Origin of the sequence: Qipengyuania zhejiangensis (genome assembly GCF_035607565.1) — a bacterium.
In the GTDB taxonomy this organism is placed as follows: domain Bacteria; phylum Pseudomonadota; class Alphaproteobacteria; order Sphingomonadales; family Sphingomonadaceae; genus Qipengyuania; species Qipengyuania zhejiangensis.
This window is the reverse complement of sequence record NZ_JAYKGO010000002.1, coordinates 53,373-71,102: the sequence shown is the minus strand read 5'-3', so window position 1 is coordinate 71,102 and position 17,730 is coordinate 53,373. Positions and strand designations below refer to the sequence as shown.

13 protein-coding genes and 2 tRNA genes are annotated in these 17,730 nt (G+C 60.1%); 6 read left to right on the top strand and 9 right to left on the bottom strand.

The window, feature by feature from the left end:
* The 3 genes from mfd to VR863_RS06370 form a co-directional block, all read right to left on the bottom strand.
* Entirely contained in the window at positions 1–3,483 is a 3,483-nt protein-coding gene (mfd, locus tag VR863_RS06380) for a transcription-repair coupling factor (RefSeq protein ID WP_324827636.1), read from the bottom strand.
* Between the two features lie 74 nt (positions 3,484–3,557).
* Positions 3,558–3,836: an FAD assembly factor SdhE gene (locus VR863_RS06375; RefSeq protein WP_324827635.1), complete on the bottom strand. Its 279-nt coding sequence runs from the start codon at positions 3,834–3,836 to the stop codon at positions 3,558–3,560.
* 77 nt (positions 3,837–3,913) lie between these two features.
* Entirely contained in the window at positions 3,914–4,342 is a 429-nt protein-coding gene (locus VR863_RS06370; RefSeq protein WP_324827634.1) for a hypothetical protein, read from the bottom strand.
* A 178-nt stretch (positions 4,343–4,520) separates the two neighbouring features.
* Between VR863_RS06370 and recG the strand changes: the two genes are divergently transcribed.
* A complete protein-coding gene (gene recG / locus VR863_RS06365) occupies positions 4,521–6,584 on the top strand; it encodes an ATP-dependent DNA helicase RecG (protein ID WP_324827633.1) in 2,064 nt (687 codons plus the stop codon).
* An 18-nt stretch (positions 6,585–6,602) separates the two neighbouring features.
* On the opposite strand, the gene VR863_RS06360 is transcribed toward recG, so the two are convergent.
* The 4 genes from VR863_RS06360 to VR863_RS06345 form a co-directional block, all read right to left on the bottom strand.
* Positions 6,603–7,076 carry a low molecular weight protein-tyrosine-phosphatase gene (locus VR863_RS06360; RefSeq protein WP_324827632.1) on the bottom strand — a complete coding sequence of 158 codons (474 nt, stop codon included), beginning with the start codon at positions 7,074–7,076 and terminating at the stop codon, positions 6,603–6,605.
* 361 nt (positions 7,077–7,437) lie between these two features.
* Positions 7,438–9,342, bottom strand: a complete 1,905-nt coding sequence (locus VR863_RS06355) for an ATP-binding protein (protein ID WP_324827631.1) — start codon at positions 9,340–9,342, stop codon at positions 7,438–7,440.
* Complete coding sequence (locus VR863_RS06350; RefSeq protein ID WP_324827630.1) at positions 9,311–9,538, bottom strand: hypothetical protein; 228 nt, start codon at positions 9,536–9,538, stop codon at positions 9,311–9,313. The genes VR863_RS06355 and VR863_RS06350 overlap by 32 nt, the downstream gene beginning before the upstream one ends.
* 459 nt (positions 9,539–9,997) lie before the next feature.
* Positions 9,998–10,074, bottom strand: a tRNA-Pro gene (locus VR863_RS06345).
* Positions 10,075–10,209: 135 nt separating this feature from the next.
* Between VR863_RS06345 and thyA the strand changes: the two genes are divergently transcribed.
* From thyA to VR863_RS06320, 5 genes are all read left to right on the top strand, one after another.
* Positions 10,210–11,136 (top strand): thymidylate synthase, encoded by a 927-nt coding sequence (gene thyA, locus VR863_RS06340; RefSeq protein ID WP_324827629.1) that lies wholly within the window; start codon positions 10,210–10,212, stop codon positions 11,134–11,136.
* Between the two features lie 79 nt (positions 11,137–11,215).
* Positions 11,216–12,532 carry a 3-methyl-2-oxobutanoate dehydrogenase (2-methylpropanoyl-transferring) subunit alpha gene (locus VR863_RS06335; RefSeq protein WP_324827628.1) on the top strand — a complete coding sequence of 439 codons (1,317 nt, stop codon included), beginning with the start codon at positions 11,216–11,218 and terminating at the stop codon, positions 12,530–12,532.
* A gap of 71 nt (positions 12,533–12,603) precedes the next feature.
* Positions 12,604–13,602 carry an alpha-ketoacid dehydrogenase subunit beta gene (locus VR863_RS06330; protein ID WP_324827862.1) on the top strand — a complete coding sequence of 333 codons (999 nt, stop codon included), beginning with the start codon at positions 12,604–12,606 and terminating at the stop codon, positions 13,600–13,602.
* 5 nt (positions 13,603–13,607) lie between these two features.
* Positions 13,608–14,897: a dihydrolipoamide acetyltransferase family protein gene (locus VR863_RS06325; protein WP_324827627.1), complete on the top strand. Its 1,290-nt coding sequence runs from the start codon at positions 13,608–13,610 to the stop codon at positions 14,895–14,897.
* A 231-nt stretch (positions 14,898–15,128) separates the two neighbouring features.
* Positions 15,129–15,205: transfer RNA gene (locus VR863_RS06320), tRNA-Asp, on the top strand.
* A 12-nt stretch (positions 15,206–15,217) separates the two neighbouring features.
* On the opposite strand, the gene VR863_RS06315 is transcribed toward VR863_RS06320, so the two are convergent.
* A complete protein-coding gene (locus VR863_RS06315) occupies positions 15,218–16,276 on the bottom strand; it encodes an MBL fold metallo-hydrolase (protein ID WP_324827626.1) in 1,059 nt (352 codons plus the stop codon).
* A complete protein-coding gene (locus VR863_RS06310) occupies positions 16,273–17,718 on the bottom strand; it encodes an MFS transporter (RefSeq protein ID WP_324827625.1) in 1,446 nt (481 codons plus the stop codon). Before VR863_RS06310 ends, VR863_RS06315 begins: the two co-directional genes overlap by 4 nt.
* Between the last annotated feature and the right edge of the window lie 12 nt (positions 17,719–17,730).

The following is a 17,730-nucleotide window of genomic DNA, read 5'->3' as shown; positions in this document are numbered from 1 at the left end:
CTATTGCTTCCGGCTGCGCGCTTTCTTCACGATTGCCGAAAGGCCCTTGGTCAGCTGGTACAGCCCGTTGAGGCGGCTTTCGGGTGAATTCCATGCACGGCTGATCACCAGCTTCATGTCGGGGCGAAGCTTGGCTGTACCCTGCAGGCGATCCACGTAGGCCAGCAGGCCCGGACCGTCGGGGAAATCGTCCTTGTGGAAGGTGACGAGCGTGCCCTGCGCGCCGACGTCGATCTTGGCGATATTCGCCTCTATCGCCTGATGCTTGATCTCGATCAGCCGCACCAGATTGGCCGTGGCTGCCGGCAGGTCGCCGAAGCGGTCGATCATTTCGGCGGCCAGCGCCTCGATTTCCGCCTTGTCCGCGGCATCGTTAAGGCGGCGATACAGCGCCATGCGAACCGCAAGGTCGGGAACGTATTCTTCCGGGATCATGATGGGCGCGTCGACGGTGATCTGCGGGCTGACCGTCTCGCGCTTGGCTTCGAGGCCAAGCTCCCCGGCCTTGGCAGCGAGGATCGCGTCTTCCAGCATCGACTGGTAAAGTTCGAAGCCGACCTCGCGGATGTGCCCGGACTGTTCATCGCCCAGCAGATTGCCCGCGCCGCGGATGTCGAGATCGTGGCTGGCAAGCTGGAAGCCCGCACCGAGACTGTCGAGGTCGCCCAGCACCTTGAGCCGCTTTTCGGCCACTTCGGTAAGCTGCGTATCGGCGGCGTAGGTCAGGTAGGCATAGGCCCGCAGTTTCGCACGGCCCACCCGGCCGCGAAGCTGGTAAAGCTGGGCCAGACCGAAAATATCGGCGCGGTGGATGATGATCGTGTTGGCACTGGGAAGATCGAGCCCGCTCTCGACGATGGTCGTCGCCAGCAGCACATCGTATTTGCCCTCGTAGAAGGCGCTCATGCGTTCTTCGATTTCGCCTGCTCCCATCTGTCCGTGGGCAGCAACGAATTTCACTTCCGGAACATGTTCGTGCAGCCAGTCGGAAATCCCCTCCATGTCCGAGATGCGCGGGACGACGATGAAGCTCTGTCCGCCGCGATGGTGTTCGCGCAGCAAGGCTTCGCGCATCACCATGTCGTCCCATTCCATCACGTAGGTCCGCACGGCGAGGCGGTCGACGGGCGGGGTCTGAATGGTCGAAAGTTCGCGTAGGCCGGTCATCGCCATCTGCAGTGTTCGCGGGATCGGTGTCGCGGTCAGCGTGAGCATGTGCACGTCGGCGCGCAGCTGCTTCAGCTTTTCCTTGTGCGTCACGCCGAACCGCTGTTCCTCGTCCACGATCACGAGGCCAAGGTTCTTGAACTGCGTCTGCTTGGACAGCAGGGCGTGGGTGCCGACCACGATGTCGATATCGCCCTTTTCCAGCCCTTCGCGGGTTTCCTTCATTTCCTTGGCCGGAACGAGCCGTGAAAGCCGGCCTATCTTGAGCGGGAATCCTGAAAAGCGGTTGGCGAAGTTTTCAAAATGCTGGCGGGCAAGAAGGGTGGTGGGCGCAACCACGGCGACCTGCTGGCCGTTCATGGCCGCTACGAATGCGGCACGCAGGGCGACTTCGGTCTTGCCGAAGCCCACGTCGCCGCACACCAGGCGGTCCATCGGCTTGCCGCTTTCCAGATCGCCCAGAACGTCTGAAATGGCGCGGTCCTGATCGTCGGTTTCTTCCCATGGGAAACGATCGAGAAACTGGTTGTAGGGGCCGGGTTCGACCTCCAGCACGGGCGCCTTTCTCAACGCGCGAGCGGCTGCGACCTTCAGCAGTTCGCCCGCGATTTCGCGGATGCGTTCCTTCAGACGGGCACGGCGTTTCTGCCATGCTTCGCCGCCCAGCCGGTCGAGCTGCACCGCATCTTCGCTGCTGCCATAGCGGCTGAGGACGTCGATATTCTCGACCGGGATGAACAGCTTGTCGCCCCCGCGGTATTCCAGCTGGACGCAGTCGTGCTTGGACTTGCCGACGGGTATCGGCACCAGGCCGAGATATTTGCCGATGCCGTGTTCGGTGTGGACGATGAGATCGCCGACGCCCAGCGCCTGGAGTTCGGCGAGGAAGGCATCGGCGTCCTTGCGCTTTTTCTTGCGACGCACGAGCCGGTCACCGAGAATGTCCTGCTCGGTCAGCAGTTCCATCTCGTCATTGGCAAAGCTTGCCTCGATGGGCAGGATCAGCGCGGCAGGTTTGCCCTTGGCGGAAAGTCCCAGCGCCTCCTGCCAAGTATCGGCCAGTTGCACTGGCGTGCCGGCTTCTTCCAGGATCGAGGCTATGCGAGCCCTGCTGCCCTTGGAATAGGTCGCAAGAAGGGGACGTTTTCCCGCTTTCGCTAGGCCTTTCAGATGGTCGGCCAGGATGGGGTAGACATTGTCGCCGCGCGCCCGTTCAGGCGTGAAGTCGCGCCCCGAACGGAAACCGAAATTGATCACGGTGTCGCTTTCGGGTTCGTCGAAAGCGGTCGCACGGTGAGCGGGTGCCGCGGCCAGCGCAGCCTTGAATTCGGCATCGCCCAGATACAGCGTCGCCGGTTCGAGCGGGCGATAACTTCCCTTGGCCTGTCCGCTGGCGGCCGTGCGCTGTTCGAAATAGTCGGCCACGTCCTTGATGCGTTCATCGGCGGAAGCGAGCGCGGCGTTGTCGATCACCACAAGGTCGTTCTCGCCTAGGTGATCGAACAGCGTCGACAGCCGATCCTCAAAGAGCGGCAGCCAGTTTTCCATCCCCGCCAGACGGCGCCCCTCGCTGACCGCTTCGTATAGCGGGTCCTGCGTTGCGTGCGCTCCGAACATTTCGCGATATCGGCTGCGGAACCGCTTGATGCTGTCTTCGTCAAGCAGGGCTTCGCTTGCGGGCAACAGCAGATGCGAGGGCAGCCGGCCGGTGCTCATCTGCGTGTTCGGGTCGAATGTCCGCAGGCTTTCCAGTTCGTCCCCGAAGAAATCTAGCCGCAGGGCTTCTTCCATACCGCTGGGAAAGACATCGACGATCGAGCCGCGAATGGCGTATTCGCCCTTGTCGATCACCGTGTCGGTGCGACTGTAGCCCTGCCGCTGGAGAAGTGCAGACAGGCTGTCGCGGCCGATCTCCGTTCCGACCTTGAATTCCCGGACGCTTTCACGAACGCGGAACGGGGTCAGCACCCGCTGGAGAACGGCATTCGCCGTCGTGACGACCAACTGCGCCTTCGCCTTGCCTGTCTGCAGGCGATGCAGCGCGGAAAGCCTGCGGGCGCTGATGGAGAGTGCCGGGCTTGCGCGATCGTAGGGTAGCGAATCCCAAGCGGGGAATTCGATCACTTCCAGTTCGGGGGCGAAGAAGTGCGCTGCATCGACCACGCCGCGCATCGCCGCATCGTCGGGGACGATGAACACGGCGCGGCCCGTGCTTGCCCGCGCGAGGTCGGCCATGACGAGCGGCTGTGCGCCGCGCGCGACCTGCGCCAGCGTCAGGGCGCGGTCGGATTTGAGGATGCGGGAAAGGTCGGCCATGCAAGGGACAGCGCGATAACGTTCCGCGCGTTCCCGTCAACGTGGGATTGGTGGACCGGGCCGGGTTTGCCCCGTCAACGCGGAATGTCGACGTAGTCCAGTTTCTGCATGGCTTGGAGCATCGGGCCTTCGAACTGCGGCGGCGCTGGCTGGGTCTTGAGCGCCCAGGCCATCACGTCCACGTCGTCTTCTTCGAGCAGGGATTCAAACCATGCCAGCTGCGTTTCGCCCCAGCTTTCGTGGTACCGATCGAAGAAGCCGCCGATCATGTAATCGGCTTCGCGGGTGCCGCGGTGCCATGCGCGAAACTTTGCACGCTGTTTGCGACCTTCGAAAGTGAGTGCTTCAGGCATTGAAAAGGGGCGCCATCCTTATGGAACGGCGCCCCCTGTGTCCGATACTGCCCTGTCGATCAAGGGCAGGATAAGGTTTACGGATGGGTGTGGCTGTAGACGCTCTTCGTGCGAACTACGATTTCGCCCATTTCATCGTAAAGCTTGGTTGCCGCTTCCTCGCTTCCGACAATCTTCACCAAAGCCTGGTGAAACGCCCTGCGTTCCGGGCCTCCATGTTCATCGAAGGCTGCCATGCCGCGCGGCATGACCATGGGCATGAGAATGTCGTAATCGCCGGTCACAAGCCAATGGATCGTGACGTCGGGAAGTCCGGCAGCCTTGCGGGCGGGCATGAAATACGTCTCGATGATTTCGTTCCAGCGATCGTCCTTGCCCGGAGCGAGGTCCAGGAACCGCAGTTCATACGTCGTGCGCGGCTGCTGTGGTTGATCTTGGGCCGCTGCCGGAACCGCCGAAAATGCGATCGTTGCCGCTGCGGCCGATATCAGGATTTTACGGATCATTGCTTATTCCCCCTAGTGGACAGGCGCGACCCATGTGGTCGGGCTATACACCAAGGCAAGACTGCGACCTGCCCCCCAAAGCTAAGCTCGATTAACCATGTAGAACAGGAAAGCGGGACGTTGGCAACCCGCGCTCCGAGCTTCGCAGGATGGAAGAAAGCGGTTAGGGCATCGTGTCATGCGACCCGACGTATTGAATCCCCTGTTCACCGAGACTGACGCCCTCGATGGCGTGGGGCCGAAATTGAAGAAGCCGCTGGAGAAACTCGGCCTCACGCGGGTCCGCGATCTCGATTACCATTTGCCCGAACGTTTCGTGACCCGCCGGGCCATCGCGGACCTCGATGAAGCGGGCGAGGGCGAGCAGATCGTGGTGCGCCTGACCGTGACGGAGCATCGCGGTGGGCGCAACGCCCGGGCACCCTATCGCGTGCTCGCCCAGGACGACGCGGGCAATATCCTGGCGCTTACGTATTTCGGCCGTGCCTCGTATTCGGCCAGGAAGCAGCTTCCGGTTGGGGAAACCCGATGGGTTGCCGGCAAGCTGGAACGCTATGGCGACATGTTGCAGATCGTTCATCCCGACCACGTTCTGGAGGAAGGCGGCGATACGCTTAACCGGCTGTGCGAGCCTGTGTACCGCCTTTCCGAAGGGCTGACCCAGCCCAAGGTTGCGGGTTTGGTGGGCCAGGCTCTTCAACGCACGCCGGAACTGCCGGAGTGGATCGAACGCAGCCAGATCGAAAAGGAAGACTGGCCGGCATGGCGTGACGCGCTGGTGCTGGCCCACAAGGGCGAGGACAAGGGCGCACGCGACCGATTGGCCTATGACGAACTGCTGGCCAACAGCCTCGCGCTGATGCTGGTGCGTGCCGATAATCGCAAGCGCAAGGGGCAGCCGTTGCAGGGCGATCGATCCTATCGCGACAGGTTGCAGCTCCCGTTTCCGCTGACCGGCGCGCAAATCCGTTCGATCGCCGAAATCGAAGGCGATCTGGCCCAGGAAGCGCCGATGCTGCGCTTGCTGCAAGGTGACGTCGGGGCGGGCAAGACGGTGGTCGCGCTGGAAGCGATGCTCATCGCGGTGGAGGCAGGAACGCAAGCCGCCATGCTCGCGCCGACCGAAATTCTTGCACGCCAGCATTACGAAAGCCTGCGCCGCATGGCAGAGCCGACGGGTGCCCGCGTGGCGCTGCTCACCGGTCGTGACAAGGGCAAGGCCCGCGAGGCGACACTGATGGGCCTGCTGGACGGCAGCATCGATATCGTCGTAGGCACGCACGCCATTTTCCAGGACAAGGTTGCCTATCGCAATCTCGCCATGGTCGTGATCGACGAACAGCACCGCTTCGGGGTTGGGCAGCGGTTGATGCTGGCCAGCAAGGGCAGGCGCGCACCGCATGTCCTGGCAATGACGGCAACGCCTATTCCGCGCACGCTCACACTGGCGCAGTATGGCGAACTCGATGTGAGCAAGCTCGACGAGCTGCCCCCCGGGCGCCAGGCGATCGAAACCGTTGTCATGGGGCAGGACAAGCTGGGTGCGCTCGTCGACCGACTTGCCGCGCAAATCGCCGAAGGCCGGCAGGCCTATTGGGTGTGCCCCATGGTGCGCGAGATGGACGGGCCAGAGGAAATAGCCGCCGCCGAAGCGCGCTACGCCGCGCTGGCGGAGCGGTTCGGAACGGATGTCGTCCTGGTTCACGGCCAACTTGCGCCGGAAATGAAGGATGCCGCGATGGAACGGTTCGCCAGCGGCGATGCAAAGCTGCTGGTTGCAACCACGGTGATTGAAGTCGGCGTGGACGTTCCGAACGCCACGCTGATGGTAATCGAACAGGCCGAACGGTTCGGCCTTGCCCAGTTACACCAGCTGCGCGGACGGGTGGGGCGCGGGAGCGAAAAGTCGATCTGCGTGCTTGTTCGCGGCGATACCCTGTCCGAAACCGCGCGCGAACGGCTGGCCCTGATGCGCGAAACCCAGGACGGGTTCCGGCTTGCCGAAGAGGATCTGCGGCTGCGCGGGGGTGGGGAACTGCTCGGCACGCGGCAGTCAGGCGATACGCCGTTCACCGTGGCGAGCCTCGAGCAGATCACGCAGCTCTTGCCCAAGGCCTATGACGATGCCCGCTTGATGATCGAACGGGACGGCGGCCTTGAAGGGCCGAGGGGCGAGGCAGCGCGGATTCTTCTTTATCTTTTCGAACGGGATTACGGCGTGAAGACCCTTCGCGGGGGGTAAAGCCCGCGAGTGCGGAGCCTAATCACGGTCTTCGTTAAATAGCGCGAGCAAGGCTTTCGCCCCGGCCTCGACCTCCATCCAGGTTCTGCGGAAACCTTCCGGCCCGCCGTAATAGGGGTCGCCGACCTCGCGCCCTTCCTGACCCGCCACCAGGTCAAGCAGCATTGCCACACGCGCCTTGCCGCCGGGAGGTTCGCAGCGCGCGATATTCGCCATGTTCGACCGATCCATGCCGATGATGAAATCGAAGCGATGGAAATCGGCTTCGACAAGCTGCCGGCCCCGATAGTGCCGAATGTCGACCCCCTGGCGCGCAGCCTCTTCGATACTGCGGCGATCGGGCGCCGCTCCGACATGATAATCTGCCGTGCCCGCGCTATCGATCTCGGCATCCAGACCCGCTTCCTCGGCAACGCGGCGGAAAGCCGCCTCGGCGAGTGGCGAACGGCAGATATTGCCCAGGCACACGAAGAGGACCGATGGCGTGGTCATGCTGGTGGTTTAGGTTGGCCGATAACCCAGGCGCAAGGGCGAACGACGAATGCTATTCGACGCCACCGCGCTGGGGTTTCCCCAATACGAAAAGGAATGTGGTCGGGGAGAGAGGATTCGAACCTCCGGCCCCTGCCTCCCGAAAAACATGCGTATTAACAAACACGCGCATTTCCGCGCTTCTTCGTTGCTATAGGACGTCGAAAGCGCACTGTTTCAGCACATTTTTAGTGTCAGTTTAGGTCAAGTTTAGGTCAAAACTGAATCGACACGCACTGCTCTTGAAGCTCGCTGCATGTGTGCCACTTTGCTCATTGAGGGACGCTAGGATATGAAGAGGTTTGGTGATTTTGGCTGAGCGTCACGCAACCGCAGATTGCCCGTTCTCAAAATTTTCACTCTCGGCCTCTTCCTGTTCAGAGTCCGTTCCCATGCGACTTAACTTCAGTGCACGACCAAGCGACCGCCGGGCATCTTGCAATGAGACGTAGAAGTTGTCTGCTGGAAGGCTCAGGCTCTCAGGCTCTAAGGCCTTATCCATTGCGACATCGTCCCACTCCTTATTGAGTCTCTTCGCGAGCGCGAAAACAACAGCCAATCCAACCCTTTGGATCATGGTATTCCGGGCATGGCCGCGCGCCATTTCCTGCATCAATTCAGGATCTGGTGCGTGAGCGTATTCTTTCCTCAACATCTCACACATCTCATCCACTGCTGGATATCGCATGTTGATGAAAAGCTCGCCTGACTTGAGATAATAGCGGCCTGCACGACCTACAATTTGCTTAGCTTCTATCTCTTCGAGATCATCGAGAGGGATGAGCTTCGGCGCTCGCTCTAAATTCTGCGCGAGCCGAGCCATTTGCGATCCGGTCGCAACAATAGCTAGGTCATCTGGTTTCGATCTCTTGGTGCCGGACCCACTGCCTCCAAGTGTCCCCGCGCTCGCCCCCCGTCCAGAGCCCACATCGACGTCAAGATCACCTTCGTCATCAGTTTTTGGGGAAGCGACTCGAACTCGCAAACGGTTCAAGAACTCTTGAAGCTTATTGCGGATCTCGTCACTCGAATCTCCGGTATTTGGTGCCATCGAGTGGACAAGTTCGACAAGCCACTCAGGCCTATTTTCAACGACGATTGCGGTGAAGTCGCTAGCCTCCACTTGGGATTGCTCCCCATCAATGTATCGAAGAAACTGGCGGTATCCGTCAGCTCGAACTTCGTAGTCGTCCGGTAGCTCAATGTGGATTGAAATGTGCTTCGCTCCAAAAGGTATACCAAACGTCGGTGCTTCGAGGGTCCACGAGCGCCCTTTAAGGACGTCATACATCTCGCCCTGAAAGACTACAGAGCAGGTGCTGAGATTAGATGCAATTGAGCCGCTTACAGATCGATTGTGTGATGTTCCGTCGAGAGGCTCGTCATAAATGTAGTGGATGCGAATCCCATTTGATAGTTCGATGGTTTCGTGGTCTGCGAAAAAGCCAGCCTCCCGTCTCTCAGGAATGGCCTTAAACATTCTGGTGCCGTCACCCCTTGTGTGGGTGCCACTAAGCAATTTGATTTCGACATTATCGGGAGTTCGGTAGAAGCGGTGGTATAGGTAGTTAGCCAGCCAAAACTTCTTCTGCTTTGGATCACCGTCATACGGGTCTTCAGCTGTGTTCTGATTTCGACGGTTGCCGAGCAAGCATACTTCCGTCCAATCGTGATCAATGGATCTCAAGCCTTCATTCTCGACGACCTGAGTGACGTCTATGACATCACCCAAATCGTTGCCCTCTTGGTCTTCTCTGCGGAGGCGACCATAGACGCCCTCTCTTTCGCAAAGAATGGTCTCGTGGACCCTGCCATCTTTGCATGAGCGATAACGCAGGCCCTGGCGGTTCGATGGGAGGGATGCGACCTTCGCTCCCATTCCGAAGTTCTTATCCAAGCCTTTCTCTTTCCCGATTGAAGCGGCAAGATTTGTCATCCTTGCCAGTTCTTCATCATCCATGCCTGGACCGCTATTCCAAATAGTCAGCTTCGGGGTTTCCCAAACATCAGTGACCGAGAACTCAACTAATCCACCTCCATCTTCAAGGGTGGCGGCCTCGATTGCATTCTTCAGAAGCTCTCGGATCATCATCACCTTAGGGCAACGATCGATGGTGCTAGTGACCAGAAAATCCTGATCATCAACACGCAGAGCAGAAACAGACATCGAATTTGTCATAGCAACCACAATCCCTTCAGAGCTTAAATCCACGGCGAGACTTTGCATTGGGCGCATCGAACCGCGCCTCAACCTTGCTCACCTCGTCGCGCAATGCCTTGAGGATTTTGCGTAACTCCGCGTCCTCCCATTGATAGAGCTGGGTGTTGGATAAATTGCCAATACGCGAGATCGCCTCAAGCGCCTTGTTGGTCCGCTTTTCGGCAAGATCCCGAAATTTCTCGTGTTTGTCTGGCTTGGCCATGCTCTTTATCCAAATATTTTCCCGTTGCGATTCGTGAACACAGTATTCTCGTTCACCAGAGAGTCAATTTGGCGAAGATTATTTAACAAATATTATTGGGGATAAGCCGCGCTGTATGACGTCTGAAATATCATATTTGCGCAAGTATTTTGCGAATAATGTGAGTGGGGGCGCATTTCGGACATATAGGCCGACGCTCTGCACATGGTCTGACCCTTGCCTCAATAGGCAAGAAAAGCGCTCAGGACGGGCGGGTTGGATCTGTAACCTCTGTCTCAAGCGCGAATTACAGCGGTGAATGAGTTTGAGGAAAAACTAGTTCATTCAGACACGTATGCGTGCGATCTAGCTTGCAGAATTTGGCTGCGAGGTCCGAAGCTAGGTCAAAACTAGGTCAAGAAAAGTCGCCCAAGATGGACGCTGAATACGAAAAAACCCACTGTTTCCAGTGGGTTATCGTGGTCGGGGAGAGAGGATTCGAACCTCCGGCCCCTGCCTCCCGAAGACAGTGCTCTACCAGGCTGAGCTACTCCCCGACCGGATCGGCCCGCAAGACAAGCTCACGGGTGCGAAGCAGGCGCGGCCTATAGGTGTGGATTGGCAGACGTGCAAGCAGGCAATTTCGACAAAACCACACTAGAGGAGATGGAAGGCCGCACAGAAGGCAGACCGTGTCCCAAACGCATTACGAACAGCAATATCTCGACCTCATGAGGCGCATCTGGAGCGAGGGCGACGAGCGGCGCGATCGCACGGGGGTAGGTACGCGTTCGATCTTCGGCGCGACGCTGAGGTTCGATCTTGCCGGTGGGGCCATGCCATTGATCACCACCAAGCGTGTCTACTGGAAAACGGCGACCCGCGAATTGTTGTGGTTCCTGACGGGCGACACCAACATTCGGCCCCTGGTGCTGCAGGGCGTGAAGATATGGAATGATTGGCCGCACGCGCGGTACGTCAGGGAAACGGGCGAAGATATCGCGCTCGACGAATTCGTCCGGCGAATCGCCGAAGACGAAGCCTTTGCCGTGCGGTGGGGAGATCTGGGGCCGGTATATGGCAAGCAGTGGGTGGACTGGCCAACCTACCGCTATCGCAAGGACGGCCTGTATGAGCCCGGCGAGGGCATCAACCAGGTCGCCGAACTGGTCGAATCGCTCAGGACCAATCCGGGCAGCCGCCGCCACATCATCGAAGGGTGGAATGTAGCGGAAATCGACCGGATGGCGTTGCCGCCGTGCCACAAGACGTATCAGTTTCATGTTGCGGACGGGTGCCTCAACGCACTGTTGTACCAGCGCAGCTGTGACGTCGCCCTCGGCCTGCCGTTCAATCTTTGGTCGGCCGCCTTGCTTCAGCGAATGCTGGCCCAGCAGACGGGGCTGGAGCCGGGCGAATTCGTGTGGATGGGCGGTGATACTCACCTGTATCTGAACCACGAAGCGTTGATCGAGGAGCAGCTTTCGCGGGAACCGCAAGGGTATCCGCGGCTTGATCTCGTGCGGCAGCCCGACACCATTTTCGACTACCGCATTGAGGATTTCGAGGTTCGGGACTACACGCCGCACGGGCCGATAAAGGCGCCCGTTGCCGTGTGATCCGGCCATCTCTTGACCGTTTCGCGCGTGTGAAATAATATAACGCCAACGCGTAAGAATGCGTCTGGGAGAGTTTCTTATGGCCGATAGGCCCACACCCGAAGACGATCGGGACGCGGCAGGGCAGGGCGGCAACCGTCCCAAGCTTTCGCTGCACGTTCCTGAACCGAAGTTCCGGCCGGGCGACACGGTCGATTATTCGCATATCGAAATTCCGGAAGCCGGCTCGCAGCCGCGCCCCGATGAAACATGCGATCCCAAGGACATGCGCGACCTCGCTTACGGTCTGGTGCGTGTGCTGGGCGATGACGATCAGGCGCATGGGCCGTGGGACCCCAAGCTGGATGCCGACACCTTGCGTAGGATGCTCGGCCACATGGCGATGACCCGCGCTTTCGACGAACGCATGTTCCGCGGTCAGCGCCAGGGCAAGACCAGCTTCTATATGAAATGTACCGGCGAAGAGGCGACGAGCGTTGCCGCTTCGATGGCGCTGGCGGGCGATGACATGGTTTTCCCCAGCTACCGCCAGCAGGGTATCCTCATCCAGCGCGGTTATCCCATGATCGAAATGATCAACCAGATCTATTCGAACAAGGGTGACAAGCTGAAGGGCCGCCAGCTGCCGATCATGTATTCGAGCCGCGAGCACAGCTTCTTCACGATCAGCGGAAACCTGGCCACGCAAACGCCGCAAGCAGTCGGCTGGGCAATGGCCAGCGCGATCAAGGGCGACAGCCGCATTGCCGCGACCTGGGTGGGCGAGGGCAGCACCGCGGAAGGCGATTTCCATTCCGCCTGCACTTTCGCGACCGTCTACAACGCGCCTGTGATCCTCAACATAATCAACAACCAGTGGGCGATCTCCAGCTTTTCGGGTTTTGCCGGTTCGGAACGCACGACCTTCGCCGCCCGCGCGCTGGGTTATGGTCTTGCCGGACTGCGTGTCGACGGCAACGATGCGCTGGCGTGTTTCGCGGCCGAACAATGGGCCGCCAACCGTGCGCGCGCGAACGCCGGGCCGACGCTGATCGAATTCTTCACCTACCGGGCCGAAGGGCATTCCACGTCTGACGATCCATCCGGATACCGAAGCGCGCAGGAACGCGAGGAATGGCCGCTGGGCGACCCCGTGAACCGGCTCAAGAAGCATCTCATCGCGATCGGTGAATGGGATGAAGAGCGCCAGGTGAAGATGGACGTCGATGCTGCCGAGTACGTCAAGAAGGTGACCAAGGAAGCGGAAGCCAACGGCATTCTGGGCCATGGTCTGCATCACCCGTTCCGCACCATGTTCGAAGATGTTTTCGAAGAGCTGCCCTGGCACCTCAAGGAACAGAGCGAACAGGCGATCCGCGAGCGCGAGACGAAGTTCCCCGGAGGGCTCGACCTATGAGCGGCGAAGCACAGGACGCCGAGGTGATCGGCACGGACAGCGCCGGCGAAGGCACCGAACGGCGCCTCAACATGATCGAGGCGATCAACGAAGCGCTCGATGTCATGATGACGCGCGATCCGGACGTGGTCATCATGGGCGAAGACGTCGGCTATTTCGGCGGCGTGTTCCGCTGCACGGCGGGCTTGCAGGAAAAGCATGGCAAGACGCGCGTTTTCGACACGCCGATTTCGGAATGCGGCATCATTGCCGTGGCCGTGGGGATGGGGGCGTATGGCCTTCGTCCGGTCCCCGAAATCCAGTTTGCCGACTATATCTATCCCGGTCTCGACCAGTTGATCTCCGAAGCGGCACGGCTGCGTTACCGCTCGGCAGGCGAATATATCGCCCCGATGACCGTCCGCAGCCCGTTCGGTGGCGGTATTTTCGGCGGCCAGACGCACAGCCAGAGCCCCGAAGCAATCTTTGCCCACGTTTCGGGATTGAAGACCGTCATCCCGGCGACCCCGTATGACGCGAAGGGCCTGTTGATCTCGTGCATAGAGGACAACGACCCGGTCATCTTCTTCGAACCCAAGCGCATCTATAACGGACCGTTTTCGGGGTATTACGACAAGCCCGTCCAGCCGTGGAAGCGGTTCAATGCGAGCGTGGTGCCGGAAGGCTATTACAAGATCCCGCTGGGCAAGGCGCGTATCGCGACCGAAGGCGACGATCTCACGATCCTGGCGTACGGCACGATGGTGCATGTCGTCGAAGCCGTCTGCGCCGAAAAGGGCGTGAAGGCGGATATCCTCGACCTGCGCACGATCGTCCCGCTCGATATCGAAGCGATCGAGGCATCGGTACAGAAAACCGGCCGTTGCCTGATTGTCCACGAAGCCACCCGCACAGCAGGGTTCGGGGCGGAACTCTCCGCGCTCGTGACCGAGCGGTGTTTCTACCATCTAGAAGCACCGGTCGAACGTGTGACCGGTTTCGACACCCCTTATCCGCACAGCCTCGAATGGGCCTATTTCCCTGGCCCTGTCCGCATCGGCGAGGCCCTCGACAAGATTCTCAAGGACTGAGTCCCATGGCGAAATTCACCTTCCGCATGCCCGATATTGGCGAAGGCATCGCCGAGGCCGAGATTGTGCAGTGGCACAAGAAGGTCGGCGACACGGTCAACGAAGACGAAGAATTCGTCGACATGATGACCGACAAGGCCACCGTCCCGATGGAAAGCCCCGTGACCGGCAAAATCCTCGAGATTGCAGGGGCCGAAGGCGAAATGGTTTCGATCGGCTCGATGCTGGTCGTGATCGATGTCGAAGGCGAAGCGCCGGAAGACGCTCCGGAAGATATGCATCCTGCGCCTGCACCGAAGGCCGATGTGGTGGAGGAGCGTATCGAGGTGGAAACATCCGACGCCAGCGATGCCGATGATGCCCTGGCCGCCGATCCGCAGCCCGAACCGCTTCCGGCACCAACACCGGCGCCTAAGCCCTCCCACGCCGCCAAAGTCCTCGCCACCCCGGCGGTTCGCAAGCGCGCCAGGGATATTGGCATCGACCTGGCGCAGGTGAAGCCGGCTGAAGATGGCCGTATCCGGCATGGCGATCTCGACGCTTTCCTGTCCTACACGGGCGGATACGGTGCGGCTGCACCGAGCCGGAATGATGAAGTGGTGAAGGTCATCGGAATGCGGCGGCGCATTGCCGAGAATATGGCTGCGTCCAAGCGCAACATTCCCCACTTCTCCTATGTTGAGGAATGTGATGTCACCGCGCTCGAAGATCTTCGGGCGCAGCTCAACGCCAACCGTGGTGACAAGCCCAAGCTGACCATCCTGCCAATGCTGATCACGGCAATCTGCAAGACCTTGCCGGACTTCCCCATGATCAACGCCCGCTATGACGACGAAGCCGGCGTGGTGACACGGCACGGTTCAGTCAATCTGGGCATGGCCGCCCAGACCGATGCGGGGCTGATGGTGCCGGTGATCAAGGATGCGCAGGCAAAGAACCTGTGGCAGCTTGCGAACGAAATCGTCCGGCTGGCCGATGCCGCGCGAAACGGCACGGCGAAGAAGGAAGAAATGCAGGGCGGCACCCTGACGGTTACTTCGCTCGGCCCACTGGGCGGGGTTGCGACAACGCCGGTGATCAACCGCCCGGAAGTCGCCATTATTGGTCCCAATCGCATAATCGAACGCCCGATGTTCGTGAGCGACGGACAGGGCGGCGAACGGATCGAAAAACGCAAGCTGATGAATATCTCGATCAGCTGCGATCACCGGGTCGTGGACGGCTGGGATGCCGCCAGCTTTGTCCAGGCCTTGAAAAAGCTCATCGAAAGTCCGGCGCTCATCCTGGTTGGCTAATGCGTCGAAGCCCTCGTATCGGTTCCAAAAGCGCCGCGGGATCACACGATTTCGCGGCGCTTTTTTGTGCGCAATAAAGTTTGCATGAACGGCACCGAGCGGTCCGATCCGGCCACAATCGGGACGACATCGGGCAATGTCGCAAATTGCCTAAAAAAGGTCCCGAAATTCCATTGACAGGAATCGGACCCTGCCTTAGTGGCCCGGCTCCCAAGCGGTGCAACGCTTCAAGCGGGTGTAGCTCAGATGGTTAGAGTGCCGGCCTGTCACGCCGGAGGTCGCGGGTTCGAGCCCCGTCACTCGCGCCACTTGGGAAGTTTCTAGAGCAGATCGTCGAACTCAACAGCCTCGCCCCTTGTGGGCAGGCTGACGAGCATTCCGTCGTTGCCGAGGCGCAGGTCCCCTTCGAACTGATCCTCGGCCTTGCCCAGGAATGCCTTGCCGACCAGCGCTATCGGCGGTGCCGGAACCAGGTGATAGAGCACCAGCGCTTTGACCCCCGCGGCCTGAGCCACTTCTGCGGCCTCTTCCGGCGAAGCGTGATAGTCGGGAATGTCGGCCATGATTTTGGCCCCGTCGGCGTTGCCGTGCGCCGCAAGCGCGCTTCCGATCTGGCCGACCATCGCCGGGTTCAACGCTTCGTGGAACATAACGTCCGCGCCCTTTGCAAAGGCTGCCAGCTCATCTGATCTTTTCGTATCGCCGCTGATGACCAGTGCACGCCCGCCGTATTCGATGCGGTAAGCATAGGAATGGTCCACGGGGCGATGGTCCACCGCGATGACCCGTATGGTCACGCCGTTGGCTTGCCACGCAATATTTCCCTTGGATGGATCGAGGATGCGGGCAACCCCACCGAACCCGCCTGGCCGGGCGACCGCCGGCCCATGATGCGCGATGCGGTATTCCCGGTCGATCGCATACGCCTGCATGAATCCCGCCAGTACCTGCTCCGTCCCCGGGGGGCCATAAACAGGGAGCGGTGTATCCCGGCCACCCGCCATCCAGGCCTGAAGCATCAGTTCGCCAAGGCCATCGAGGTGGTCGGAATGAAGGTGGGTGAGGAAGCCCGCTGCAAGCTTCTCCATCGGGAACCCCATGCGGCCCAGCTTGCGGATTGCCCCGGATCCGGCATCGAACACGAAGGCGTCCTTCCCGGCAAGGACGGCTATGCACGGACCGGCGCGGTCGGCATCGGGCAAGGGGGAACCGCTACCGCACAGATAGGCATGAATCCCGTCGGGCAGTTCGGCGGAGGCATCACGCCCGACCGCTGATTTGACCGCACGGTCGAACACGAATTGTCCCGCGGCCTGCTGATTGAACCAGAAGACTGCGCCGAGCAGGATCACGCCGCCGATTACGAGCGCCCGTTTCATTCGGCAGGCACTTGTGCGGAAAGCTTGCGCAGGTTTTCTTCATGGCCAGCCTTGTCGATCTTGTAACGCGCCACAAAGAACAGCGCGCCCAACCACAGGACCAGCAATGAAGGGGCGTATAGTGCGCCAAGCCACCAGAGGGTTTCAGCATCGACCGTCCCCGGGTCTGCACCTTCCGGAAACTGGATGGCGGAAAGGATGACGCCCGCGGCAAGCACGCCCAGGCCTTGCGTGGTCTTTCGCGTGAACGTCATCGCGGCATAATAGACGCCCTCGCTTCGCCGGCCGGTCTTCACTTGATTGGCTTCCACCAGGTCGGCAATCATCGAGAAGGCGACCGCCTGCACCGCGATGATAAGCGCAAGGTCGATCACGTTGATGGACAGCACGAGCGGGAACAGCAGCGGATCGCCGTTTTCGGGCATCGCGCCGACCAGCCTTAGAAGGACAGGTGCCGGTTGGATCGTAAACGCGAGCAAGCCCAGCAGAATGGTGGCCGGCTTCTTGCCCATGCGTTTCGCCGTCCACGGTGCGATGAGAAAGCCGAGGAGCGCGGAGAAGAAGACGGTGCAGGTCCAGATGAAGATCTGGAATTCGCTGAAACCCCAGAAATAGTTGAGCATCAGGAACGAGAGCGCCGCGGCCAGTCCGGTCGCGATCGCGAACAGGATGGTAGCGGCGAACAGGGCAAGAAAACTGCGTTCGCTCAGGGTTTCGATCATCTCGCGAAAGATGCGCCTGACGCTGTATCGCTGGGATGGCACTGGCGGTTTATGAAGGTAGGGGATCCTGCTGTGCGTGCCGAGCGCCGAGATCATGATGGCCACGAAGATCACCACCGATCCAATGATGCCATAGGTCGCATACGCATCCGGATCGCGCATCCCGAGGGGACCGGTCAGCAGCACCCCGAACATCAGAATGCTCATCAAATTCCCGCCGGACCAGCCGAAAAACAGGCGATAGGATTGCAGGCTTGTGCGTTCGTCGTAATCGCTCGTCAGTTCGGGGATAAGGGCTGAACTCGGCGTTTCGTAGAACGTGATGAACGTCCGGATCAGCACCGCGAGACCGGTGAGGTAAAGGAACAAGCCGGTCTGGCCCCAGTCTGGCGGATTCCACAGAAGGAAATAGCTCAACGCCACCGGAACGGCCGCGGCATACATGAAGGGATGACGGCGTCCCCAGCGCGATCGCAGATTGTCCGACCAATAGCCGACGAGCGGATCGCTCAAGGCGTCGAAGACCAGCGCGATCAGGATGGCCAGCCCGACCAGTCCGGGTTCCAGGCCGATGACGGTACCGTAGAAAAGCAGCAGGAAATAATCGAACCCGTTGTTCTTCACACCGAAGGCTGCCGCACCAAAGCCATGCGCCAGCTTGATCCAGACGGTCGGCTTCCCATTCACCTCGATAGACGAGGCTATGCTACTTGATGCCATTCGGTACTCTCC